The sequence below is a fragment of the Rhodococcus sp. NPDC058639 genome (assembly GCF_042717545.1).
Taxonomy (GTDB): Bacteria; Actinomycetota; Actinomycetes; order Mycobacteriales; family Mycobacteriaceae; genus Rhodococcus.
Genome location: NZ_JBHXRF010000007.1, coordinates 181,460 through 205,082, shown reverse-complemented (window position 1 = coordinate 205,082; position 23,623 = coordinate 181,460). Strand labels below are relative to the sequence as shown.

18 protein-coding genes are annotated in these 23,623 nt (G+C 68.4%); 11 read left to right on the top strand and 7 right to left on the bottom strand.

The window, feature by feature from the left end; translation table 11 throughout:
* The first annotated feature begins 40 nt into the window (after positions 1-40).
* The 7 genes from ACFWU2_RS15645 to ACFWU2_RS15615 all read left to right on the top strand — a co-directional run bounded on the left by ACFWU2_RS15645 (position 41) and on the right by ACFWU2_RS15615 (position 8,954).
* Positions 41-667, top strand: a complete 627-nt coding sequence (locus tag ACFWU2_RS15645; protein WP_378607737.1) for a TetR/AcrR family transcriptional regulator C-terminal domain-containing protein — start codon at positions 41-43, stop codon at positions 665-667.
* A gap of 42 nt (positions 668-709) precedes the next feature.
* Entirely contained in the window at positions 710-2,020 is a 1,311-nt protein-coding gene (locus ACFWU2_RS15640) for an SWIM zinc finger domain-containing protein (protein WP_378607735.1), read from the top strand.
* Positions 2,017-3,441: a DUF5691 domain-containing protein gene (locus ACFWU2_RS15635; RefSeq protein WP_378607733.1), complete on the top strand. Its 1,425-nt coding sequence runs from the start codon at positions 2,017-2,019 to the stop codon at positions 3,439-3,441. The genes ACFWU2_RS15640 and ACFWU2_RS15635 overlap by 4 nt, the downstream gene beginning before the upstream one ends.
* The gene (locus tag ACFWU2_RS15630) at positions 3,438-4,538 is read left to right on the top strand and encodes an AAA family ATPase (protein ID WP_378607731.1); all 1,101 of its coding nucleotides are present in this window, start codon (positions 3,438-3,440) and stop codon (positions 4,536-4,538) included. The genes ACFWU2_RS15635 and ACFWU2_RS15630 overlap by 4 nt, the downstream gene beginning before the upstream one ends.
* Positions 4,517-6,733 carry a DUF5682 family protein gene (locus ACFWU2_RS15625; RefSeq protein WP_378608057.1) on the top strand — a complete coding sequence of 739 codons (2,217 nt, stop codon included), beginning with the start codon at positions 4,517-4,519 and terminating at the stop codon, positions 6,731-6,733. Before ACFWU2_RS15630 ends, ACFWU2_RS15625 begins: the two co-directional genes overlap by 22 nt.
* Positions 6,730-7,881: a VWA domain-containing protein gene (locus ACFWU2_RS15620; protein ID WP_378607729.1), complete on the top strand. Its 1,152-nt coding sequence runs from the start codon at positions 6,730-6,732 to the stop codon at positions 7,879-7,881. The genes ACFWU2_RS15625 and ACFWU2_RS15620 overlap by 4 nt, the downstream gene beginning before the upstream one ends.
* 116 nt (positions 7,882-7,997) lie before the next feature.
* Positions 7,998-8,954: an iron-siderophore ABC transporter substrate-binding protein gene (locus ACFWU2_RS15615; RefSeq protein WP_378608055.1), complete on the top strand. Its 957-nt coding sequence runs from the start codon at positions 7,998-8,000 to the stop codon at positions 8,952-8,954.
* Positions 8,955-8,979: 25 nt separating this feature from the next.
* Here the strand turns inward: ACFWU2_RS15615 and ACFWU2_RS15610 are convergent, their stop codons facing one another.
* The 4 genes from ACFWU2_RS15610 to ACFWU2_RS15595 are packed head-to-tail and all read right to left on the bottom strand — an operon-like array spanning position 8,980 to position 12,807.
* Positions 8,980-9,738: a succinate dehydrogenase/fumarate reductase iron-sulfur subunit gene (locus tag ACFWU2_RS15610; RefSeq protein WP_378607727.1), complete on the bottom strand. Its 759-nt coding sequence runs from the start codon at positions 9,736-9,738 to the stop codon at positions 8,980-8,982.
* A 1-nt stretch (position 9,739) separates the two neighbouring features.
* The gene (locus tag ACFWU2_RS15605; RefSeq protein WP_378607725.1) at positions 9,740-11,656 is read right to left on the bottom strand and encodes a fumarate reductase/succinate dehydrogenase flavoprotein subunit; all 1,917 of its coding nucleotides are present in this window, start codon (positions 11,654-11,656) and stop codon (positions 9,740-9,742) included.
* Positions 11,657-11,713: 57 nt separating this feature from the next.
* Positions 11,714-12,523, bottom strand: a complete 810-nt coding sequence (locus ACFWU2_RS15600) for a hypothetical protein (protein ID WP_378607723.1) — start codon at positions 12,521-12,523, stop codon at positions 11,714-11,716.
* Positions 12,520-12,807 (bottom strand): hypothetical protein, encoded by a 288-nt coding sequence (locus tag ACFWU2_RS15595; protein WP_378607721.1) that lies wholly within the window; start codon positions 12,805-12,807, stop codon positions 12,520-12,522. The genes ACFWU2_RS15600 and ACFWU2_RS15595 overlap by 4 nt, the downstream gene beginning before the upstream one ends.
* A gap of 152 nt (positions 12,808-12,959) precedes the next feature.
* Here ACFWU2_RS15595 and ACFWU2_RS15590 point away from each other — a divergent pair, with 152 nt between their 5' ends.
* Positions 12,960-13,592 (top strand): class I SAM-dependent methyltransferase, encoded by a 633-nt coding sequence (locus tag ACFWU2_RS15590; RefSeq protein ID WP_378607719.1) that lies wholly within the window; start codon positions 12,960-12,962, stop codon positions 13,590-13,592.
* On the opposite strand, the gene bioD is transcribed toward ACFWU2_RS15590, so the two are convergent.
* Genes bioD through ACFWU2_RS15575 form a run of 3 tightly spaced genes read right to left on the bottom strand, consistent with a single transcriptional unit; the run spans position 13,589 to position 16,724 of the window.
* Complete coding sequence (gene bioD, locus ACFWU2_RS15585; RefSeq protein ID WP_378607716.1) at positions 13,589-14,266, bottom strand: dethiobiotin synthase; 678 nt, start codon at positions 14,264-14,266, stop codon at positions 13,589-13,591. The genes ACFWU2_RS15590 and bioD overlap by 4 nt on opposite strands.
* On the bottom strand, positions 14,263-15,402 hold the full coding sequence (locus ACFWU2_RS15580) for an 8-amino-7-oxononanoate synthase (protein WP_378607714.1): 1,140 nt from the start codon (positions 15,400-15,402) through the stop codon (positions 14,263-14,265). The genes bioD and ACFWU2_RS15580 overlap by 4 nt, the downstream gene beginning before the upstream one ends.
* A gap of 47 nt (positions 15,403-15,449) precedes the next feature.
* Positions 15,450-16,724 (bottom strand): adenosylmethionine--8-amino-7-oxononanoate transaminase, encoded by a 1,275-nt coding sequence (locus ACFWU2_RS15575; RefSeq protein WP_378608053.1) that lies wholly within the window; start codon positions 16,722-16,724, stop codon positions 15,450-15,452.
* Between the two features lie 164 nt (positions 16,725-16,888).
* Between ACFWU2_RS15575 and ACFWU2_RS15570 the strand changes: the two genes are divergently transcribed.
* The 3 genes from ACFWU2_RS15570 to treY are packed head-to-tail and all read left to right on the top strand — an operon-like array spanning position 16,889 to position 23,601.
* The gene (locus ACFWU2_RS15570) at positions 16,889-18,967 is read left to right on the top strand and encodes an SGNH hydrolase domain-containing protein (protein WP_378607712.1); all 2,079 of its coding nucleotides are present in this window, start codon (positions 16,889-16,891) and stop codon (positions 18,965-18,967) included.
* A gap of 45 nt (positions 18,968-19,012) precedes the next feature.
* Positions 19,013-21,241: a glycogen debranching protein GlgX gene (gene glgX / locus ACFWU2_RS15565; RefSeq protein WP_378607710.1), complete on the top strand. Its 2,229-nt coding sequence runs from the start codon at positions 19,013-19,015 to the stop codon at positions 21,239-21,241.
* Positions 21,238-23,601, top strand: a complete 2,364-nt coding sequence (gene treY, locus ACFWU2_RS15560) for a malto-oligosyltrehalose synthase (RefSeq protein WP_378607708.1) — start codon at positions 21,238-21,240, stop codon at positions 23,599-23,601. The genes glgX and treY overlap by 4 nt, the downstream gene beginning before the upstream one ends.
* Positions 23,602-23,623 lie beyond the last annotated feature (22 nt).

The window sequence follows — 23,623 nt, the reverse complement described above, 5'->3', positions numbered from 1 at the left end:
GGGAGGCCCAGGTACAGCGGGACGGACAGGAGCGGACACGGTGCAGTTGCGACGCGGCGACGTTCTCGACGGCGCCATGGCGATCCTCGACGAATACGGGCTCGGCGACCTCACGATGCGCAAGCTCGCCACCTCCCTCGGCGTCCAGCCCGGCGCCCTGTACTGGCATTTCCCCAACAAGCAGACCCTTCTCGGCGCGATGGCCGACCGCATCCTCGACGGCGTCGACGCGGACCCGGACTCCCCCGACTGGGACGATGCGCTCACCGAACTCGCCCACCGGCTGCGCTCCGCCCTGCTCGCCCATCGCGACGGCGCCGAACTCGTCGCGTCCACCTACGCGTCGCGGCTGACCACCTCTCGTGCCCGCGACGCGTTCGTCGTCGCGGCGCAGCGCGGAGGACTTTCCCGCGCGCACGCCGAACTCGCCGGTTACGCCCTGTTGCACTATGTACTCGGCCACACCGTCGACGAGCAGTCCCGCGCGCAACTCGCCGAACTCGGCGCGCTGACGCGGGGACCGTTGTCGCCCGACGTCGCGACGGAGACGGCACCGACCTCGGACGACGATCTCCTCGACGGCGATCCCGCAGTCCGTTTCGACTTCGGCCTGACACTCTTCGTCGACGGCATCCGGAGGCGTTTGAACGCCCGTGCCACATCCTGACGATTCGGTAGCTGTCGGAACCCTGCCGTACGTTCTCAGGACGTGACAAGCCCCTGGCCTCCCGATCGGATCGCTGCCGCCGCGCCCGATCCGTCCTCGCTGACTGCTGCGCGCGGACTGGTGTCGGGGTGGATCGATACAGGGCGGCAGGACGACGCACTCTGGGGTGAATGCCACGGCCGGGGCACCGCTGTCTACCGCACCGCGATCGACCTCGACGGCCCCGCCTACACATGCACGTGCCCGAGCCGGAAACTCCCGTGCAAGCACGCACTCGCACTGCTCATACGCTGGTCCGACGGCATGGTGCCGGAGTCCGACCCACCCGGCTCGGTCACCGACTGGCTCACGTCACGCGCCGCGACAACCACTCCCCCGGACGAGCCGGGCGACGAACCCGCCAAGGCTCCCGATCCCGCGACCGTCCAGCGTCGCGCGGAGCGCGCGGCCGCCGGTCTGGAGGACCTGGATCGGTGGCTGACCGACCGGATCCGCAGCGGTCTCGGTGCCGTCGACCACGGGTATTCCACCTACGACGACATCGCGGCTCGCATGGTCGACGCGCAGGTCCCCGGCGTCGCCTCGACACTGCGCGCTCTCGCCGGGGTCGTCGCGACCGAGGTGGACTGGCCGGCCCGGGTGCTCACCGAGTACGCGCGTCTGCATCTGCTGGTGGTCGCGTTTCGGAGGCTCGACGATCTTCCCGGCCCTCTCGCGCGCTCGGTGCGCACCCACCTCGGATTCCCCACCCGCGCCGACGACGTGCGTTCCGAGCCACCCGTCCGCGACCGATGGCAGGTGCTCGCGACCCGCATCTCCGAGGACAGCCGACTGTTCACCCGCAAGGTGTGGTTACGCGGCCGCAACACCGGACGCTGGGCGATCCTTCTGGATTTCTCCCACGGCACCGCCCGGTTCCCCGACGCGACTCCCTCGCCGGGCATGCTCGTCGACGCCGACCTGCATTTCTATCCCGGTGCCGCGCCGCTCCGCGCGCTCGTCGGGGAGCGATACGCCGCTCCCGAACCGTTCACCACGCTGCCGGCATCCCTGCCCGGTACCGCACCGGATTTCGATGCGGCACTGGACGAGTACGCCCGTGTTCTCGGCGCCGACCCCTGGATCCGCTCGTGGCCGATGCTCCTCGACAGCGTCGTCCCGGTCGAGTCCGGCGGAACCTGGCACCTCGTCGACCGGCACGGTCGCGCGCTGCCGCTCGGCGGTGACGACGACACGCGGTGGCGCCTCGTCACGGTCGCGGGTGGCCACCCGCTGACGGTATGCGGAGACTGGGACGGCGCCCGCCTGGCACCGGCGTCGTTGTTCACGGCAGGACAGGAGTTGTCGCTGTGACGGAGACCTTCGAAACCTTGTCGACCGCAGCGCTGCTCGGCACAGCCCGCTCGGCACCGGCAATATCGGCGCTGCACACCGCCGACGCGGCGACGGCGCTGACCGGCGATCCGGCCTCGCGTCTGCTCGCGGCGGCCGCCCTCGAGTCCGCGTTCCTCACCGCCGCGACCCTCCCCACGGTGCGCACCCTGCCGAGCCCTGCCCCGGACGACGACCGTCTCACGCTCCCACCGGCGGCAGCCGAGCGGTTGCGTGGACTGCTCGTCGTGCGCTCTCCCCTGCTTCCGGAGTGGTTCGCGCTTGCCGAGCGGTTCCGGGCACCGCACGAGATCGTGGTGGATCTGCTGTGGTTCGCCGCGCCCGACACCCCACACCGCGAGCACCTGCTGCGCCTCGCCGGCGCCCGCGGCCAATGGGTGGCAGCGCTCAACCCGGAGTGGTCCCACCTCGTCACACCCGATCCGTCCGACGAGCGGCTCTGGCTGCACGGCTCGCCTGCGCAGCGTCGCCGGTGGTTCGCGGTGGCGCGGGCCACCGACCCCCACGCCACCGCAGCGCGACTGACGGCATCGTGGTCGTCGGAGACAGCGGCGCAGCGGGCCGCCCTGCTCGAACTGCTGACGAACGGCCTCGGCGAGCACGACGAAGCCTTGCTCGAGCACGCGCTCGACGACCGCAGCCGCAAAGTCCGCGCGACCGCCCTCGAGTTGCTGCGCCGCCTCCCCGACTCTGCTTTTGCCGAGCGGATGACCCGGCGGGTGCGGGAGTGGACACGCGTCGCCGGCGGCGATCTCGTGGTCGAGGTCCCGGAACGACTCGACGAGGAAGCGCTGCGCGACGGCGTGGACGAGGGTGCCTCCCGGCCGGGTGGTGTCGCGATGCGCCGGCTCACGGCTGTCGTGTCCTCGGCCCCGCCCGCCGCGTGGCAGCACATCGCTCCGACTGCCCGGCAGGTACTCGAGTACCGCGTCGACGAACCCGCACGCGAGGCGCTCGACGCGGGCTGGGCCGCGGCCACTGCCCTGCATCGCAACGGCGAATGGGCCGCCGCACTGCTGCGGCGCGACGGCACGGTCGGTTCCGGCGTCGCGCAGTCGCTGCCCCGCCCCGTGCTGGTGGCGCATCTGCGCGACTCGGCCGGCCGCGCCCTGCTCGACCCCGACCTGCTCGGCGCTCTCCCCGCGCCGTGGCCCCGGGACCTGGCGGAGAAGGTACTCATCGCCCTGTACGGCGACGAGGGAACCGGCGTCCGCTCGTTCCAGACGATCCTCACTCTGATCGCGCATCGCGCACCGTTCGAACTCACCGAACTGCTCGCCGACGCCGCGAACCGCACCGACCACCTCGACCGGCTGAACCTGTTCGCGACAGCCGCCGACACCTTGACCCTGCGTAAGACCCTTCACGAGGAGCTGAGTTGACCGACGCCGTTTCCGAACCAACGCTGTTGCGCCCCCATGCGGAGCAGCAGTACGCGCACGAACTCGCGGCGCTGGCGCGGCTCGACGACCGGCCCCGCCCGCCGTCCTGGCAACTGTCGCCCTGGGCGGTGGTGACGTACCTGTTGGGCGGCGAACTGTCCGACGGCACCGTCATCACTCCCAAGTATGTCGGGCCGCGACGTCTGATGGAAGTCGCGGTGGCCACCCTCGCCACCGACCGCGCCCTGCTGCTGCTCGGCGTCCCCGGTACCGCCAAAACCTGGGTGTCCGAACATCTTTCCGCTGCGATCAGCGGTACGTCTACCCGACTGGTCCAGGGCACGGCCGGCACGTCCGAGGACTCGGTCCGCTACGGCTGGAACTACGCGCGACTGCTCGCCGAAGGACCGTCCGCGGACGCGCTCGTCCCGTCGCCGATCATGACGGCGATGCGCGACGGTGCCATCGCCCGCATCGAGGAACTCACCCGCATCCCCGCGGACGTGCAGGACGCACTCATCACGATCCTGTCGGAAAAGACCTTGCCCGTCGCCGAACTCGGCATCGAGGTGCAGGCGACCAAGGGCTTCAACGTGATCGCCACCGCCAACGATCGCGATCGGGGCGTCAACGAACTGTCCTCGGCGCTGCGACGACGGTTCAACACCGTCGTGCTTCCGCTGCCCGCCAGCGAGGAGGACGAGGTCGCGATCGTGACCCGTCGCGTCGAACAACTCGGAACCGCGCTCGAGCTCCCGAAGATCCCCGCTGCGGCCGAGGAGATCCGGCGCGTGGTCACGGTGTTCCGGGAACTGCGCCAGGGGGTCACCACCGACGGGCGCACCAAGCTCAAGTCGCCGTCCGGCACCTTGTCGACCGCCGAAGCGATCTCCGTGGTCACCGGTGGGCTGGCGCTGTCGGCGCACTTCGGTGACGGAGTCCTGCGCTCCACCGACATTGCCGCGGGCATCCTCGGGTCGGTGGTGAAAGACCCGGTGGCCGACCGTGTGGTGTGGAGCGAGTATCTCGAGGCGGTCGTGCGGGAGCGTCCCGAATGGGCGGACTTCTATCGCGCATGCCGGGAGATCGCCGGGTGAACGACGGCGCCGAGATCCGGGTCTTCGGCATCCGGCACCACGGACCGGGGTCGGCGCGCGCAGTGCTGCGTGCACTCGCGGAGTTCGAGCCCGACACCGTCCTGATCGAGGGACCGGCCGACGCCGATCCGTTCCTCGCCCTTGCCGCGTCCGACGAGATGCAACCACCGGTCGCGCTGCTCGCGTACGTGCGCGACGAACCGGCGCGCGCGGCGTTCTGGCCGTTCGCGGCGTTCTCGCCGGAGTGGCAGGCCCTGCGCTGGGCGATCCTGCACGACGCCGACGTGCGCTTCTGCGACCTGCCGGCGGCGATCTCGTTGGCCGCGGAACGTTCTCCGGAATCTGCGGAGCGCACGGACCCGCTCGCGGCGCTGGCATCCGCCGCGGGTTACGACGACTTCGAGCAGTGGTGGGATGCCGTGATCGAGCATGCCTCTGCGGAGGAAGAGGATTCGGGAGCCGGAGCGTTCGACGAGATCACCGCGGCGATGGAGGCCTTGCGGGCCGACGTGGAACTCGACGAGCACACGGCGCGCCGCGAGGCCCACATGCGGCAGGTGTTGCGCACCGCGGTCAAGGCCGGCGCCCGCAACATCGCCGTCGTGTGCGGCGCGATGCACGCGCCCGCCCTCAGCGGGCCGCTCGGACCGGCTGCGCCGGACGCGCGCGTGCTCAGAGGTCTTCCGAAGGTGAAAGCGGCGCTCACCTGGGTTCCGTGGACCCATTCGCGGCTGTCTGCCGCGTCCGGCTACGGCGCGGGCATCACGTCACCCGGCTGGTACGACCACCTGTTCCGCTACCCGGACGACACGACTGCACGCTGGTTCACCCGCGTCGCGCGGGTGCTGCGGGAGGAAGACCTCCCGGTTTCGAGCGCGCACGTCATCGAAGCCACTCGTCTCGCCGATACGCTCGCGGCGCTGCGCGGACGCGCAGTGCCCGGTTTGTCGGAGGCCGTCGAAGCCACCCGTGCGGTCCTGTGCGACGGCGACGAGGTGCTGCTCGACTTCGTGGCGCGCACACTCGTGATCGGAGAAGCACTCGGCGCGGTCCCCGAGGACACCCCGACGGTCCCGCTGGACGCCGACCTGCAGGCGCGCTCGAAAAGCCTTCGGCTCAAACGCGCCCCGATCGCCAAGAAACTGGACCTCGACCTCCGCAAAGATCTCGACCTGCAACGATCCCGCCTGTTGCACAAGCTGTCGCTGCTCGGGATCGAGTGGGCGCTACCGGCCGAGAGCGCGGTGCGTTCGACGGGAACGTTTCGCGAGACCTGGTCGCTGCAATGGGATCCGGAACTGTCGGTCGCCATCGTGGAGGCGTCCCGGTGGGGCACCACCGTCGAGGCTGCCGCATCCGCCACGGTGCTCGACCGCGCCCGGACCGCGGGCACCACGCTCGGCGAGGTCACCGACCTGCTCGAACAGGCATTGCTCGCGGATCTGCGCGACGCGGTGCCCGAACTGGTCACTGCGATCGACGCCGCTGCTGCACTCGATCACGATGTGCTGCACCTGATGTCGGCACTCCCGTCTCTGATCCGTACGGTCCGCTACGGCGATGTGCGCGGGACCGATCTGTCATCGCTGGTGCATGTCGCCGATGCGGTCCTCGCTCGTGTCTGCGCGGGCCTGCCGTCCGCCGTGACCGGGCTCGACACCGACGCCGCCGACACGGTGCGGAATGCCGTCGACGAGGTGCACACGGCTCTGGCGCTGCGCGACGACCCCGGCGCGACCGACCGGTGGCTCGACACCCTCGCCTCGGTGTGCGACCGCGACGATGTCGACGGTGTGCTCACGGGCCGGACGGTACGGATGCTTCGCGATGTGGGGAGATTGGACGAGCGCGCCACCGCCACCCGGGTCGCTCGCGCGCTGTCGGTGGGGTCCGCGGCGGCCGCGAAGGCACGCTGGATCGATGGATTCGTCGGCGGTGGAGGGCTGCTGCTCGTGCACGACCGCGATCTGCTGTCCCTGATCGACACATGGGTGTCGGGTCTGCACTCCGAAGAGTTCGTCGATGTCCTGCCCGTGCTGCGACGCACATTCGGTTCGTTCGCACACGGGGAACGCAGTCTGCTCGGCCGGGCTGTGCGAGGGGGTCCCGAGCACCGCACCTCTGCGGCCCTCGACCCCGAACGCGGCCGCCGTGCAGTCGCGGCCACCGCCTTGATTCTGGGGGTCCCGGCATGACAACGGAATTCGACGAGCGAATGCGGCGCTGGCGACTTCTCCTCGGCGATGCCGCGGAAGAATCCACCACCGCGCTGGGCGCGGGAGCCGATTCGGCGATGGACGCGGCGCTCGCCGCGCTGTACGACACCGACGCGGACGGGACCGGCGGACCGCGCAGCGGCGGGCTGGGCGCTTCGGCCCCGAAGGTCGCGCGCTGGCTCGGCGACATCCGCACGTATTTTCCGACGACGGTCGTGCAGGTGATGCAGCGCGACGCGGTCGACCGCCTCGGACTCGACCGGCTACTGCTCGAACCGGAACTGCTCGACGCTGTCGAACCCGACGTGCATCTCGTCGGCACCCTGCTGAGCCTCAACAGTGTGATGCCCGAGACGACCAGGGCCACAGCACGAGCAGTCGTCGGAAAAGTCGTCCGTGAGGTCGAGGCACGCATCGCCCAGCGCACCCGGACGGCGGTATCGGGAGCACTCAACCGATCGTCCCGGACGTCGAATCCGAAGACTCGCGACATCGACTGGCACCGCACGATCCGCGCGAATCTGGCGCATTACCAACCCGAGTATCGCACCGTGGTACCGCAGCGTCTCGTCGGATTCGGACGACGCTCGCAGGCGGTGCAGCGGGACGTGGTGCTCGCCGTCGACCAGTCGGGGTCGATGGCGTCGAGCGTGGTGTACGCGGCGATCTTCGCTGCGGTGCTCGCCTCGATGCAGGCGCTGCGCACCTCCCTCGTCGTGTTCGACACGGCCGTGGTGGACCTCACCGGCAAGCTCACCGACCCTGTCGACGTGCTGTTCGGCACGCAACTGGGTGGCGGCACCGACATCAACCGGGCGATCGCCTACAGCCGGACCCTCATCACGCGCCCCACGGACTCGTTGTTCGTGCTGATCTCCGACTTGTACGAGGGCGGCATCCGGGCCGAGATGCTCTCCCGGGTGCGCGAGATGCTCGCCGCCGGGGTCCAGGTGGTGGTGTTGCTCGCGCTGTCGGACGACGGGGCTCCCGCGTTCGACCGGGAGAATGCGGCGGCGCTCGGTGCTCTTGGTGTGCCGGCGTTCGCGTGCACCCCGGACCGGTTCCCGGACCTGCTCGCACTCGCGCTCGAACGTGGCGATGTCGGTCGATGGGCGCAGTCGATGTAACTCGGACGCCGAGATACCGTGCCGCACCCCCCGGGGGTTAGGATCGCCTAACGCACATACGACGTGCACCGGCAAGTGAAACGAGGACACCTGTGAAACTCCGACTTGTGGCGCTGATGGCGGCCACCACGCTCGCGGTGGGAGCGTGCGGCTCGACCGACAGCGACTCGGCCGAAGAGACGAGCAACAACGGATCCGGGGCGTTTCCCGCCACCATCGAAACGATGTTCGGTGATGTGACGGTCGAATCACAGCCGGAGCGCGTCGCAGCCCTCGGATGGGGTGACGCGGAGACCGCACTGGCGCTCGGCGTCCAGCCTGTCGGCGCGAGCGACTGGCTGGCCTTCGGTGGCGACGGAGTCGGCCCGTGGGTCGAGAACGGCTATTCGGAGTCACCGGAGATCATCGGTACCGTCGACCCGTCCTTCGAGCAGATTGCCGCGTTGGCACCCGATCTCATCCTCGACACCGCCAGTTCGGGCGATCAGGGCCGGTACGACACGCTCTCGGCGATCGCCACCACGGTCGGTCCCCCGAAAGGCGCCACGGCATACCTGACGCCGCGCGACGAGCAGATCTCCATGGTGGCCTCCGCGCTCGGCGTCCCCGACAAGGGCGCCGAAGTGGTCGCAGACATCGACGAGCAGTTCGCCACCGCGGCGGCGGAGCATCCGGAGTTCGCCGGCAAGACCGTCACCGTCGCCGCCTACACCTCGGACGGTTGGGGCGCATACGTCTCCGGCGACGCGCGCGTGCAGTTCCTGCAGGACCTCGGGTTCGTCAACAACCCGGCGGTGGAGGCCGTCGAGACGGACAGCTTCTTCATCCCGATCTCGGAGGAGAACCTGGGCATGCTCGACGCCGACCTGCTCGTCGTGCTCCCGATCTACGTCGAGACCTCCGAGGTCACCGACAACCCCTTGTTCCAGCAGCTTCCCGCCGTCCGGGACGGTCGTTTCCTCGTCCTCGACAGCGGCAGCGACATCGCCAATGCCATCTCGCTGAACTCGGCCCTGTCGATTCCGTTCGCGCTCGAGCAGTTGGTGCCGCTACTGAGTGAGCGCGTCAGCTGACGACCGGCGCACCCGACCCGGTCGATCAGCGCCGGAACAGCTTGTTGCCCAGCCACACCACCGGGTCGTAGCGGCGACCGGCCACCCGTTCCTTCATCGGGATGATGGCGTTGTCGGTGATGTGGATGTATTCGGGGCAGACCTCGGAGCAGCATTTGGTGATGTTGCAGAGGCCGAGTCCGGCTTCGTCCTGAGCGAGGTCGCGTCTGTCCGCGACATCGAGCGGGTGCATATCGAGTTCGGCGAGGCGGATGAAGAACCGGGGTCCCGCGAACGCGGGCCGGTTCTCCTCGTGGTCGCGCGTCACGTGACATACGTTCTGGCACAAGAAGCATTCGATGCATTTGCGAAATTCCTGCGAGCGCTCCACATCGATCTGCTGCATGCGGTACTCCCCCGGTGCGAGGTCCGGGGGAGGCGCGAACGACGGAATCTCCCGCGCCTTGGCATAGTTACCCGACACGTCGGTGACGAGATCACGGATGACCGGGAAGCCCCGCAACGGGGTGACGACGATCGGATCGTCCGTCTCGAAGAGCGACATCCGGGTCATGCACGTCAGACGCGGGCGTCCGTTGATCTCCGCCGAGCACGAACCGCATTTGCCGGCCTTGCAGTTCCACCGCACCGCGAGGTCGGGCACCTGGGTGGCCTGGAGCCGGTGGAGGATGTCGAGGACCACCTCACCCTCGTTGACCCGCACCGAATACTCCTGCAGTTCCCCACCGTCGCGGTCCCCGCGCCAGATCCTGAACTCGGCGGTGTAGCCCTCACTGTCGGCCATCTCAGTGCCTCCGTCCGGGGTGACCGGCGAGTTCCTCGTCGGTGTAGTACTTGGCGAGTTCCTCGATATCGAAGAGTTCGAGCAGTTCCGGATCCATGGGAGTCTGCTCTTCCTGTTCGACGGACACCTCCGGGATGATGCGGTCCTCTCCGGACTTGCGGCACACCAGCAGTGTCCGCCGCCAGTTCGCGTCCATCGACGGGTGGTCGTCGCGCGTGTGACCGCCGCGACTCTCGGTGCGCAGCAACGCCGCCCGCGCCACGCACTCACACACGAGCAGCATGTTGCGCAGATCCAGCGCGAGGTGCCAGCCCGGGTTGTACTGCCGGTTTCCCTCCACCGCAATGTTGGGGATCCGCGCACGCAGGTCGTCGAGTTCGGCGAGAGCGCGTTCGATCTCGTCGGCTGTGCGGATGATGCCCACGAGGTCGTGCATCACGCCCTGCAGCCGCTGGTGCAGCGAGTACGGGTTCTCCACCTCGTCGTGGTCGGCGGGATCGAACGGTGAGAGCGCTGTGCGGGCCGCCTCTTCCACCGCCTCGTCGGCCACCTCGGGCCGGGTGGTGAGACCGTGCACATAGTCGGCGGCACCGAGCCCGGCACGACGGCCGAACACCAGCAGATCCGACAGCGAGTTACCGCCGAGACGGTTGGATCCGTGCATCCCTCCCGAGCACTCTCCCGCCGCGAACAGGCCCGGTACCGACGCCGCGCCGGTGTCGGGATCGACCTCGATGCCGCCCATCACGTAGTGGCACGTCGGACCGACCTCCATCGCTTCCCGGGTGATGTCGACGTCCGCGAGTTCGAGGAACTGGTGATGCATCGACGGCAATCGCCGGATAATCTCCGCGCTCGGCATCCGCGACGCGATATCGAGGAATACGCCTCCGTGTGGGGTGGCGCGACCCGCCTTGACCTCGGAGTTGATGGCCCGCGCCACTTCGTCGCGCGGCAACAGGTCGGGTGTGCGGAGATTGTTCTCCTGATCCTCGTACCAGCGGTCCGCCTCCTCGGGCGTCTCCGCGTACTGACCTTTGAACACCGGAGGGACGTAGGAGAACATGAACCGCTCCCCCTCGGAGTTCTTCAGAACACCGCCGTCACCGCGGACCCCCTCGGTGACGAGGATGCCCTTCACGCTCGGTGGCCAGATCATCCCCGTGGGGTGGAACTGGACGAATTCCATGTTGATCAGGGCGGCACCGGCACGCAGCGCGAGGGCGTGCCCGTCCCCGGTGTACTCCCACGAGTTGGAGGTCACCTTCCAGGATTTGCCGATTCCCCCGGTCGCGATGACGACGGCAGGCGCCGTGAACTGGACGAACCTGCCCGATTCCCGCCAGTATCCGAAGGCACCGGCGACCCGGCCCTGCCCGTCGAGAAGGAGTTCGGTGATGGTGCATTCGGAGAACACCCTCACCTTCGCCTCGTAGTCTCCGGTCGCCGCGAAGTCCTCCTGCTGCAGCGAGACGATCTTCTGCTGCATCGTGCGGATCAATTCGAGGCCGGTCCGGTCGCCGACGTGGGCGAGCCGCGGATAGGTGTGTCCGCCGAAGTTGCGCTGGCTGATCCGGCCGTCCGGGGTGCGGTCGAACAACGCCCCGTAGGTTTCGAGTTCCCACACCCGGTCCGGTGCTTCGCGGGCGTGCAGTTCGGCCATCCGCCAGTTGTTGAGGAACTTTCCGCCGCGCATCGTGTCCTTGAAGTGGACCTGCCACGAGTCGCGCGAGTTGGCGTTGCCCATCGCGGCGGCGCACCCGCCTTCGGCCATCACGGTATGTGCCTTGCCGAAGAGCGACTTGCAGACGACCGCGACCCTCAGTCCGCGCTGCCGAGCCTCGATGACCGCCCGCAGTCCGGCTCCCCCCGCTCCGATCACGACCACGTCGTAGTCGTGCCGCTCGACTTCCCCCATGTGTGGTGCCTTTCCGTATCGCGTCGTGCCTCGTGTGGTGCCGGTCGTGCCGGTCTGTCAGCCGATGAATCGGAGGTCGGAGATCGTGCCGCTCGCGACGAGCATGATGTAGAAATCGGTGAGGACCAGCGTGCCGAGAGTGATCCACGCGAACTGCATGTGCCGCGCGTTGATCTTCGAGACGAACGTCCAGATCTTGTAGCGCACAGGGTGTTTCGAGAAATGCTTGAGCCTGCCACCGGTGACGTGCCGGCAGGAGTGGCAGGAGAGCGTGTACCCCCACAACAAGATCACGTTCACGACCAGGATCACGTTCCCGAGTCCGAACCCGAAGCCGCTCGGACTGTGGAACGCGAGTATCGCGTCGTACGTGTTGACCAGCGAGATGACGAACCCGATGTAGAAGAAGTAGCGGTGCGTGTTCTGCACGATGAGGGGGAATCGGGTTTCGCCGGTATACGTCCGGTGGGGTTCCGCAACACCGCAGGCCGGTGGCGACAACCAGAAAGACCGGTAGTACGCCTTGCGGTAGTAGTAGCAGGTGAGCCGGAAGAGCAGCAGGAACGGCAGCGATACGAACGCCAGCGGAATCCACCGTGGGAGTTCGCCGACCCACACGCCGAAGTGCGACGAACCCGGCAAACACGAGGCGCTGACACACGGTGAATAGAAGGGCGTGAGGTAGTGGTAGTCGTCGACCCAGTAGGCGGAACGCGTGAACGAACGCACGGTGGCGTAGACGATGAAGGCGGCCAGACCGAGAACGGTCAGTGCAGGTGTCTGCCACCACCGATCGGTCCGTAGTGTGCGCGCGGCAATGCGCGCCCGGGCCGCAGTTCGGACCCCGGCGCCGGCAGGCGCGCTCACCGCTCCCCGTGCAATCCGCCGAGTCCTTCGTCGTCGGCGTCGATTCCGCGGAACAGTGACTCGTCGTAGGGCGAATCCGGAATCGGGATGCGGTCCTCGGATGCCGCCCACAGGGGACGCGGCGGTGTCTCCTGGAAGTCGCGCGCATCGATGTCGAGACGGTCGAGGTCGTTGGAGAGCCTGCGGACCGACGCGGCATCGCCGTACCGCGACCTGATCGACCCGACGCATCGACGCAATTGCCCGATCGCGTTCTGCAGATCATGCATGTCGGTGGTGGACATCGGTACCTCCGAAGAAAACGGTCGGCACGCCGACGCCCGCCGACTCCATGTGATTGCATTCACAGTACGACAGGTGCGCGTGCTCCCGAGTCGTTTCACAGGTTGCGACGAGCGGTTGTCGCCGATCACTACGCAGGCGGAACGGAGATGTCGTGGCTCGTCCGGACAACGAACGGATCGCGGAAGTCTTCGACGCCATGGCCGACCGGTACGACTCGCAGATCGGCGTCGTCGAACGCCGCCTGCTCGGTCGCCCCCGGCAGTGGGCGGTGGAGCGGGCACGTGGCCGGGTGCTCGAGTTCGCCGTCGGTACCGGACTCAACCTCCCCCTCTACGGGCCGGACGTCACCGAAGTCCTCGGTGTCGACCTCTCCGAGGGCATGCTGCGGCTGGCACGCGCCCGCATCGAGGCGGGCCACCTCGGCCACTGCACGGTGGTCCGGGGCGACGTGCAGTCACTCGGGGTTCCGGACAACTCGATCGACACCGTGCTGTCGACCATCACCTTCTGCACCATCCCGGACCCAGCGCAGGCCGCTCGTGAAGCGATGCGCGTGCTCGTGCCGGGCGGACGGGTGGTCCTCGCCGAGCACGGCCCGTCCACCAGCAGAGTCGTAACGGCGGGGATGCGTGTACTCGAGCCGCTCTCGATCCGGTTCGGCGCCGACCACCTCACCCGGGACCCCGTCTCGTATCTGGAACCGGCGGGGTTCATCATCGACGAGGTCGAACGCACCGGGTTCGCGGGAATCGGCATCCGGGTGGTCGCGCACTCTCCCTCCTAGACCGGAACGTCCCGCAACCAGCGGGGTACCGCGGACACGAACTCCGCGGAACTCAGCGCGCCCGCCCCTTCGGGTATGGAACCGAGCAGTGGCACACCGGTGACCGCGGGCAGGTCACCGACGTTGCAGCGCTCGGCCAGATCAGGTGTGGCAGGACTGCTGCCGATGACGAGTCCGCGGCATTCGACGCCGCCCGCGCGCAGCGCCCCGACGGTCAGCGCGCTGTGATTGAGGGTGCCGAGGCCCGCGGCCACGACCACCACCGTCGGCGCGCCGAGCGCCCCGGCGAGGTCAACGAGTGTGAACCCGGCGGCGCCGAGACGGACCAGCACACCCCCGGCGCCTTCGACGAGGACCAGGTCGGCGGTGTCCTCGAGGGCGCGCACCGCGCCGACGGTTCGGTCGAGATCGAGCATCGGCCGTCCCGAGCGCCGGGCTGCGATATCGGGCGCGAGCGGATCGGGATATCGGGCGAGTTCGACGGTCTCGATATCGGCTCCGCTGAGCCGGGTGATCTCGGCGAGGTCGCCGGGTTCGCTGTCGCCGACCCCGGTCTGGGCCGGCTTGCACACCGCGACCCGCAGTCCCCGGCTCGCGGCGAGTGACGCGAGCGCGGCGGTCACGACGGTTTTTCCGACTCCGGTCGACGTGCCGGTGACGCACAGCGTCGTCACGTGCGGGCCTCGGCCACTACGTCGGTGAGCACCGAGTCCACCAGGGAGCGTTCGTGCTCGGAGAGATTCGCCCGTGCGGTCAGGCGCAGGCGGGAGGTTCCCGCGGGCACCGAGGGCGGGCGGAAACAACCCACGTGCACGCCGCGCTCGCGGCATCGCCGGGCCGCGAGCGCGGCGACGTGCGGGTCACCGAGGATCACCGACACCACCGCGGAGGGTGGCGGAAGCACACCCGTCACCCGGGCGAGATGCGCGGCCTGCTCGATGACCGAGCCGGCGAGTCCGGGCTCGGCGCGAAGCACCCTCAGGGCTCCGCGCGCGGCACCGACCGCGGCGGGAGCGAGTCCGGTGTCGAAGATGAACGTGCGGGCGGTGTCGATCAGATGTTCACGCACCCGGGCGTCCGCGAGAACCACACCCCCTTGGGAGGCCAGCGATTTCGACAGGGTGGCCGTGACGATCACGTCCGGCTGCCCGGCGAGACCCCTCTCGTGGACGAGCCCGCGGCCACCCGCTCCCCGAACCCCGACCCCGTGCGCTTCGTCGACGAGGAGGAGTGCGCCGTGGGTGCGGCACGCATCGTGCAGGTCGCGCAGCGGGGCAAGGTCGCCGTCGGTGCTGAACACCGAATCGGTGAGGACCAGCGCCCGCGGTTCGGTCCGTGCGGCGAGAGCGCCGGCGACCGCCCGGACGTCACCGTGCGGGGTGACGACGATCCTCGACCGGGACAGCCGGCACGCGTCGACGAGCGACGCATGACATCCCGCGTCGGAGACGACGAGAGTGTCCCTGCCCGCCAGCGCGGTGACAGCGCCGAGGTTGGCGGCGTATCCGCTCGAAAACACCAATCCGGTTTCTGCGCCGGTGAACTCGGCGAGTTCCCGTTCGAGTAACTCGTGCTCGGCGGTGGTGCCGGTGACCAGTCGCGATCCGGTGGCGCCGCCGCCCCAGCGGCGTAGCGCTGCGGTTGCTGCGGCCACCACCTCCGGATGGCGGACGAGCCCGAGATAGTCGTTGGATGCGAGGTCGACGATCGGTGCGGCGGCGGTGCGGGGAGCGAGTTCTCGGTGTAGACCGGCGAACCGTCGCCGTTCTGCGGCGTCGTCGAGCCAGGCGAGACCGGCGAGTGTGGACATGACCACACCGTACTTGAACAGTGTTCAAGTACGGTAGCCCCGGGAGCTCAGTCCCGGACGGTCGCTGCCGCGGCGACCACACCCGCGGTGATCGCGGCGACATCCTCCGGCGTGCAGACATACGGCGGCATCGTGTAGACGAGATTCCGGAACGGACGCAGCCAGACGCCCGCCTCCACCGCCGCCGCGGTCGCCGCCCGCATGTCGACCGGTTCCCTGGTTTCGACCACCCCGATTCCGCCGAGCACCCGCACGTCGGTCACGCCCGGGAGATCGCGCGCGGGCGCCAGCCCGGACTCGAGCCCAGCCGTGAGATCGGCCACCTCTCCGCGCCAGTCGCGCGACAACAGAAGTTCGGTCGATGCCACCGCGACCGCGCACGCGAGCGGGTTCCCCATGAAGGTCGGGCCGTGCATGACACCGCCGCCCTCGCCCGCGCTGATCGTTTCGGCGATGTGCGTCGTGCAGAGCACCGCCGCAAGCGTCAGGTAGCCGCCCGTCAGCGCCTTCCCCACACACATCAGGTCGGGCGCGACGCCGGCGTGGTCGGCAGCGAACATCTCCCCGGTCCGCCCGAACCCGGTCGCGATTTCGTCGAAGATCAGCACCAGCCCGCGTTCGTCGCACATGCGCCGCAACTCGCGCAGGTACGCCGGGTCGTGAAAGCGCATACCTCCCGCCCCCTGCACGACGGGCTCGACGATCACGCCGGCGAGTTCGTCCGCGTGCTCGATCAGGACCGACTCGAAGGCCGCGACGTAGGACGCGTGGAACGCGCGGGGAGGTGCCGGCGCGAAAACCTGCTTGGCCAGCACGTCCGTCCACATCGAGTGCATGCCACCCTCGGGGTCGCACACGCTCATCGGTGCGAGGGTGTCGCCGTGGTACCCGCCGCGCCAGGTAAGCAGGCGATGTCGTTCGGGGTGGCCGACCGCACGCTGGTACTGCAGTGCGAGCTTCGTAGCTACCTCGACCGAGACCGACCCCGAGTCGGCGAGAAAGACCTTGTCCAGGCCCTCCGGCGAGATTTCGACGAGCAACTCCGCGAGCCGCGCGGCCGGAGCGTGCGTGAGGCCGCCGAACATCACGTGACTCATCTTCGCCACCTGCTCGGTGACGGCGGCGTCGAGCGCCGGATGCCGGTATCCGTGGATCGCGGCCCACCACGAACTCATGCCGTCGACGAGTTCGCGTCCGTCCGCGAGCACCAGTCTCGTACCCGTGGCCCGATCCACCACGAGGGGTTCGGTGGACGCCGGAAACGCGCCGTAGGGATGCCACAGATGGTCGGCGTCGAGCGCTGCGATCCGCTCTGCCGACATGGGGAGGGAAACCACGGCACGACTGTAGGCGGTTGGAATCGGCCGGCATCTTCCGCGTAGTCTGCCCAAGTTCCTGGGTACGAAGGTCACAGGAATCGATCTCGCGTGCTCCACGGCGTCCCGCCCGAGGCACCGCCGAGTCCACGACACTGAGGAGAACGTGAATGGCAGTCCGCACCTCGGACCGGAGTCCGAAGGCCGCCGCGGTCTCTGCCACCCGTCTCGGATACCGCGCCGACCTCGACGGTGTGCGCGGTCTCGCGATCGGCCTCGTCGTGGTCTTCCATGTGTGGTTCGGGCGCGTGTCCGGTGGCGTCGACGTCTTCCTCGCACTCTCCGGATTCTTCTTCGTCGGCACCCTGCTGCGGGTCGCGGAGTCGCATGCTCCGCTCGACCCTCGGCCGGTGCTGCGGCGGGTGGGACGGCGCCTGCTTCCGCCGCTGATAGTCGTGCTGCTCGGCACGACCGTCGCGGCGGTGGTCCTGTTGCCGTTCACGCAGTGGTTCCGGGTGGCCGAGCAGACCGGCGCGTCTCTCCTGTTCATGCAGAACTGGCATCTTGCGCGCACGGCGAGCGACTACCTCGCCGCCGACCCGATGGTCAGCCCCCTGCAGCACCTGTGGTCGATTTCCGTGCAGGGCCAGTTCTATGTCGCGGCGCTGCTGGTGGTGTTCGGCGCGGTCTGGGTGCTGCGGCGGAGGGCGCTGCCCGCACGCCTACCGCTCGCGGCGTTGCTCGCGCTCCTCACCGCGGCGTCGCTCACGTACGCAGTCCTGGCGGACGTACCGCAGTCGTGGCTGTACTACGACAGCGCCGCCCGGATGTGGGAACTCACCCTGGGCGGAGTGTTCGCCTGCGTGATCCCGTGGCTGCGGGTGCCCCGCGCGGTCCGTATCGTCCTCGGTGCCGCCGGTCTGGCGGTGCTGTTCCTGTGCGGCGTCGTCCTCGACGGAAACAGCCTCTTCCCGGGTCCGTGGGCACTCGTGCCGGTAGGGGCGGCCATGGCGCTGATCGTGGCCGGTCACATGGCGTCGGGGGACGGCACCGCCGACACCCCCACCGCGCGGTTGTTGTCGAGCGCCCCGCTGGTCCGGCTCGGATCGGTCGCCTACGCCCTGTATCTGTGGCACTGGCCGGTGCTCATCGGCTACCTCGTGCTCCGCGACCGGCCCTCGGTCGGCCTGCTCGGCGGCCTCGGCGTGATAGTGATCTCGCTCGCTCTCGCGGAAGCCACGACCCGGTGGCTCGAGAATCCGATCCGCCGGTCCGACTCGGGCCGGACGCGCACCGTCCTCATCGCTTCCGTCACGGTGCTCGGCGTCGTGGTGATGGCCGCGGCCGCCACCTGGACGGCGCATGTGGCCCGCCAGGACGATGTCCTCGAGCGGGTGGTGGCGTTGTCTCCCGACGTGTATCCCGGGGCGGCGGCACTGAAGGGGTTCGTCGACGTCGTACCGCAACCCGTACAGCCACCGCTGCTGGTCGCACACCGCGATCTGCCGCCGGCGACGCTGGACCACTGCATCGCCCAGCACACCAACCGTGAACCGTTGACCTGCACCTACGGTGATCCGTTGTCGACGAGAAGGATGGTCCTCGCCGGCGGATCCCACTCCGAGCACTGGCTCGCGGCCCTCGACACCATCGGCAAGCAGCGCGGGTTCCGGATCGACACCTATCTCAAAGTCGGTTGCCCCCTGTCGGATCCGCTGGCGCCGCTCACGGAGGAATCCCCGACCGTGGAGTGCGACACGTGGTCGGTGAAGGTGCTCGCCGAGTTGCAGGCCGATCCACCGGACTACCTGTTCACCACGTCGACGCGGACGAAGGACGACGGTGAGGGACCCGGCGATTTCACGCCGTTCTGGTACGTCGACCTGTGGCGGACCCTCGGCGAGTACGGCATCCCCGTAGTCGCGATCCGCGACAATCCGTGGCTGCTGCACGGGGACACGAGTTACCGCGCCGCCGACTGCCTCGCCGGCGGCGGCACATCCGACTCGTGCGCGGTGGCACGCGCCGACGCACTCGACCCCGTCGATCCGGCGATCGAGGCCTCTGCGTTCTCGCCGAACGTGAGCCTGATCGACCTGTCGGATTCGCTGTGCCGGGCGGATGTGTGCCGCGTGATCGAGGGCAATGTTCTGATCTATCGTGACGACAATCACCTCACCACCACGTACGTGCGAACGTTGACGCCGGATCTCGACGAGCAGTTGGGTGCGGCCACCGGCTGGTGGTGAGCGGCCCGGCGGGTTCATGCCGCCGGGTGCGGCTACTGTGCAGTCATGCAGCCCAGCCAGACGGACAACAGCGAAGAAACCCGGGAGCCCATCCCCGTATGGCCCGGCAGTGCCTATCCCCTCGGCGCGACCTACGACGGCGCCGGAACAAACTTCGCACTGTTCTCCGAAATCGCCGAAAAGGTCGAACTGTGCCTGATCTCGCGTGAGGGCACGGAGACCCGGATTCCTCTCGAAGAGGTCGACGGATACGTGTGGCACGCGTATCTGCCCACGGTCTCGCCCGGCCAGCGCTACGGGTACCGCGTCCACGGCCCGTACGACCCCGAAAACGGTCACCGGTGCGACCCGAGCAAGCTGCTGCTCGACCCGTACGGCAAGGCGTTCGACGGGGATTTCGACGGCGATCCGTCATTGTTCTCGTACGCCCTGCCCTCGGACGCAGAAGCGGAGTCCGGCGCCGCGCAGAACGCCGACGACAGCGACGAGACCCCCGCGGAGACGACGGAGTCCGACGTCGACTTCCCCCGGCTCGATTCCCTCGGCCACACGATGACGACCGTGGTCATCAACCCGTTCTTCGACTGGGCGAACGACCGGCATCCCCGGCGCCCCTACAACGAGACGGTGATCTACGAGGCACACGTCAAGGGAATGACGGCCACGCATCCCGACGTTCCCGAGTACCTGCGCGGCACCTATGCGGGTCTCGCCCATCCCGCTGTCATCGATCACTTGCTCGACCTCGGGGTCACCGCGATCGAACTGATGCCCGTGCACCAGTTCATGCACGATCAGGTGCTCCTCGACCAGGGTCTGCGCAACTACTGGGGATACAACACCTTCGGGTTCTTCGCCCCGCACACGGAGTACTCCTCGTCGTCGAAGCCGAGCGAGGCGGTTGCCGAGTTCAAGGCTATGGTCCGCGCGTTCCACGAAGCGGGTATCGAGGTGATCCTCGATGTGGTGTACAACCACACCGCCGAAGGCAATCACCTCGGGCCGACCATCAGCTTCCGAGGAATCGACAATGCCGCGTACTACCGTCTCGTGGACGACGACAAGACCCATTACATGGACTACACCGGGACCGGCAACAGCCTCAACGCCCGGCATCCCCACACGCTCCAATTGATCATGGATTCGCTGCGGTACTGGGTCACCGAGATGCACGTCGACGGTTTCCGATTCGACCTGGCATCCACTCTCGCCCGCGAACTGCACGATGTGGACCGGCTGTCGGCGTTCTTCGATCTGGTGCAACAGGATCCGGTGGTCTCGCAGGTCAAGCTCATCGCCGAGCCGTGGGACATCGGCGAAGGCGGTTACCAGGTGGGCAACTTCCCCAGCCTGTGGACCGAGTGGAACGGCAAGTACCGCGACACGGTGCGCGACTACTGGCGCAGTGAGCCGTCGACCCTCGGGGAGTTCGCCTCTCGTCTGACCGGCTCGTCCGACCTGTACGAGGACACCGGACGGCGTCCCGGCGCCTCCATCAACTTCGTCACCGCGCACGATGGCTTCACACTCGCGGATCTGGTGTCCTACAACGACAAGCACAACGACGCCAACGGTGAAGACAACCGGGACGGCGAATCGCACAACCGGTCGTGGAACTGCGGCGTCGAAGGCCCGACCGACGATCCCGAGGTCCTTGCTCTGCGAGCGCGTCAACAGCGCAACATCCTCGCGACGCTGGTGCTGTCGCAGGGCACCCCGATGCTCGCGCACGGCGACGAGATGGGCCGCAGCCAGCACGGCAACAACAACGTGTACTGCCAGGACAACGAATTGTCGTGGATGGATTGGTCTCTCGCGGAGGCCAATGCCGATCTGGTGGCGTTCACCCGCAACGTCATCGCCTTGCGGACCGAGCATCCGGTGTTCCGGCGTCGTCGCTTCTTCGAGGGCCGGCCGATCCGCAGCGGCGACCAGTCTCGCGACATCGCGTGGCTCACGCCCTCGGGCGAAGAGATGACCCCCGAGCACTGGGACAGCGGTTTCGGCAAGTCGCTGGCGGTGTTCCTCAACGGTGACGGCATACCCGAACCCGACCACCGCGGGCAGCGCGTCGTCGACACCTCGTTCCTGCTGTGCTTCAACGCGCATCACGAGCCGATCGAGTTCGTCACCCCGGACGGCGCGCACGCTGACGAATGGTCTGTGGCGATCGATACCGATGCCGCGGACGGCGTGCGGGAGTTCACCGTCACCGCAGGAAAGCCGATCCTGGTCGAAGCACGTTCGATGGTGGTGCTGCGGAGGACCGCATGACCTCACTCCCGTTGCTGTCCACCTACCGGCTCCAGATGCGAGGTGACGCGTTCACCTTCGCCGACGCCGTCTCCATCGTCGACTATCTCGACGGCCTCGGGATCTCGCATGTGTACCTGTCTCCCCTCCTCACCGCCACGACCGGGTCGAATCACGGATACGACGTCGTCGATCCGTCCACGGTGTCGTCGGCACTAGGGGGGCGTGCGGGTTTCGAACACCTCGTACGAGAAGTGCGCTCGCGCGGCATGGGCGTGATCGTCGACATCGTCCCCAACCATGTGGGCGTGGGCGACCCGCGCCAGAACGCCTGGTGGTGGGACGTGCTGCGGCTCGGCCGCGAATCGGAGTACGCGTCGTACTTCGACATCGACTGGTCGGAAGACAACGGTGCCGACGGCCGGATCGCGCTGCCGGTGCTGGGCTCCGCCGACGCGGTGCAGGAACTGACGGTGGATCGCACGGGTGACGAACCCGTGCTCGCGTACTACGACAAGCGATTCCCGGTCGCACCGGGAACCGACGACGGAACCCCGGGCGAAATCCATGCGCGCCAGGCATACCGGCTGGTGCCCTGGGATTCCGGGTTGATCGGATACCGGCGCTTCTTCACCGTGGACGATCTGGCCGCGGTGCGGGTCGAGGACCCGCGGGTGTTCGACGCGGTGCACGCCCAGGTCGCGTCGTGGATCGACGACGACCTCGTCGACGGCCTGCGGGTCGACCATCCCGACGGTCTCGCCGATCCGTCGGCGTATCTGAAGCGCCTGCGCGCCTTGATCGGACCGCAGCGCTGGTTGGTGATCGAAAAGATCCTCGCCGAGGGTGAGCCTCTGGACACGACGTTGCCGGTCGACGGCACCACCGGCTACGACGCACTCGACGAACTCGCTGCGGTGTTCGTCGACCCCCGCGGCGACAAGGCACTCACCGCGGTGTCCCGGACCTACACCGGCTCCGACGGCGACGCCGCGTGGTTGCACGCCCAAGAGCGTGCTCTCGAACGGTCGGTGCTCGAGTCGGGTCTCGCCCCGGAGGTGGGCCGCCTGGTCCGCGCGATCCGGCGTGAGGCCGGGGACACCGACGCACCTGGTTCCGAGCACGAGTGCGCGGACGCGGCGCTGCGCGAGGCAGTGATTGCGGTCGCGGCCCGGGTGCCCGTCTACCGTGCCGACTACGCGCCGCTCACCACCATGCTGCCCCGGATCGTCGGCGAAGTAGCCCGGGAGAAGCCGGATCTCGAACCTGCTCTCGGAATCTTCGTGCGAGCACTCACGATCGGTGGCGAAGCGGCCGCCCGTTTCGGGCAGGTCTGCGGTGCCGCAACCGCCAAGGCGGTCGAGGACTGCTTGTTCTACCGGGCTGCCCGGCTCGTGTCGTTGCAGGAAGTCGGCGGGCAGCCGGGCCGGTTCTCGCTGGGTGCAGCGCAGTTCCATCTCTCCTGGGCACAACGTGCGCGGCGGCTTCCGCGTGCGATGACGACGTTGTCCACACACGACACCAAACGTAGCGAAGACGTGCGAGCGCGGATCGGTGTGCTGTCCCAGGTGGCCGAACTGTGGTCGGAGCGCCTGCACGAATGGAACACCCTCGAGCCCGCTCCCGACCCTGCCATCGGCTTGTTCTTCTGGCAGACCCTGTTCGGGGTATGGCCGGCGGACGGTGTCGTGACCGCCGAGTTGCGTGAACGACTCCACAACTACGCTACGAAAGCGTTGCGGGAGAACGGCACCCGTTCGACGTGGACCGAGGTGGACACGGATTTCGAAGCCGCCGTGACCAACTGGCTCGACTCGGTGTGCGACGGCCCCGTCGGCGCGGCCCTGACCGAACTGGTTTCCGACCTCGAACCGCACATCGCTGCGGTGTCGCTCGGGCAGAAGCTTCTGCAACTCCTGGGCCCGGGCGTCCCGGACGTCTATCAGGGCACGGAACTGTGGGACGACTCGCTCGTCGACCCCGACAACAGGCGGCCGGTGGATTTCGGGATCCGTCGGCAACTGCTCGCCGAACCCGAGTCGGCTCCCGCCAAGTTCACGGTCGTGCAGAAGGCACTCCGGATTCGCCGAGACCGGCCCGAGAGTTTCGTGGGCGGTGCGTACGTCCCCGTGTACGCCGTAGGGACGGGCGCCGAGTACGTCCTCGCGTTCGGCCGCGGGCCGTCCGCCGAGGACCTCGATGTGCTCGCGTTGTCCGTGCGGCACACCGTCGATCTCGCGGCGACGGGATGGGGTGACACGGTGCTCGACCTTCCCCTCGGGTCCTGGACCGACGTGTTCTCGGGACAGCGTTTCTCCGGAACAGTGCGGCCCGCAGATCTTTTCGCGGCGCTGCCGGTCGCGGCGCTGGTGCGTGACTGAGGTACGGCCTGTCGACCTTGGT

Bases quoted from the DNA above. Each gene is read 5' to 3' on its own strand.
- ACFWU2_RS15625 (WP_378608057.1), top strand. From the start codon at position 4,517: ATGCCGGGAGATCGCCGGGTGAACGACGGCGCCGAGATCCGGGTCTTC.
- ACFWU2_RS15620 (WP_378607729.1), top strand. From the start codon at position 6,730: ATGACAACGGAATTCGACGAGCGAATGCGGCGCTGGCGACTTCTCCTC.
- ACFWU2_RS15615 (WP_378608055.1), top strand. From the start codon at position 7,998: ATGGCGGCCACCACGCTCGCGGTGGGAGCGTGCGGCTCGACCGACAGC.
- ACFWU2_RS15610 (WP_378607727.1), bottom strand. From the start codon at position 9,738: ATGGCCGACAGTGAGGGCTACACCGCCGAGTTCAGGATCTGGCGCGGG.
- ACFWU2_RS15605 (WP_378607725.1), bottom strand. From the start codon at position 11,656: ATGGGGGAAGTCGAGCGGCACGACTACGACGTGGTCGTGATCGGAGCG.
- ACFWU2_RS15595 (WP_378607721.1), bottom strand. From the start codon at position 12,807: ATGTCCACCACCGACATGCATGATCTGCAGAACGCGATCGGGCAATTG.
- ACFWU2_RS15580 (WP_378607714.1), bottom strand. From the start codon at position 15,402: ATGTCCACACTCGCCGGTCTCGCCTGGCTCGACGACGCCGCAGAACGG.
- ACFWU2_RS15575 (WP_378608053.1), bottom strand. From the start codon at position 16,724: ATGTCGGCAGAGCGGATCGCAGCGCTCGACGCCGACCATCTGTGGCAT.
- ACFWU2_RS15570 (WP_378607712.1), top strand. From the start codon at position 16,889: ATGGCAGTCCGCACCTCGGACCGGAGTCCGAAGGCCGCCGCGGTCTCT.
- glgX (WP_378607710.1), top strand. From the start codon at position 19,013: ATGCAGCCCAGCCAGACGGACAACAGCGAAGAAACCCGGGAGCCCATC.
- treY (WP_378607708.1), top strand. From the start codon at position 21,238: ATGACCTCACTCCCGTTGCTGTCCACCTACCGGCTCCAGATGCGAGGT.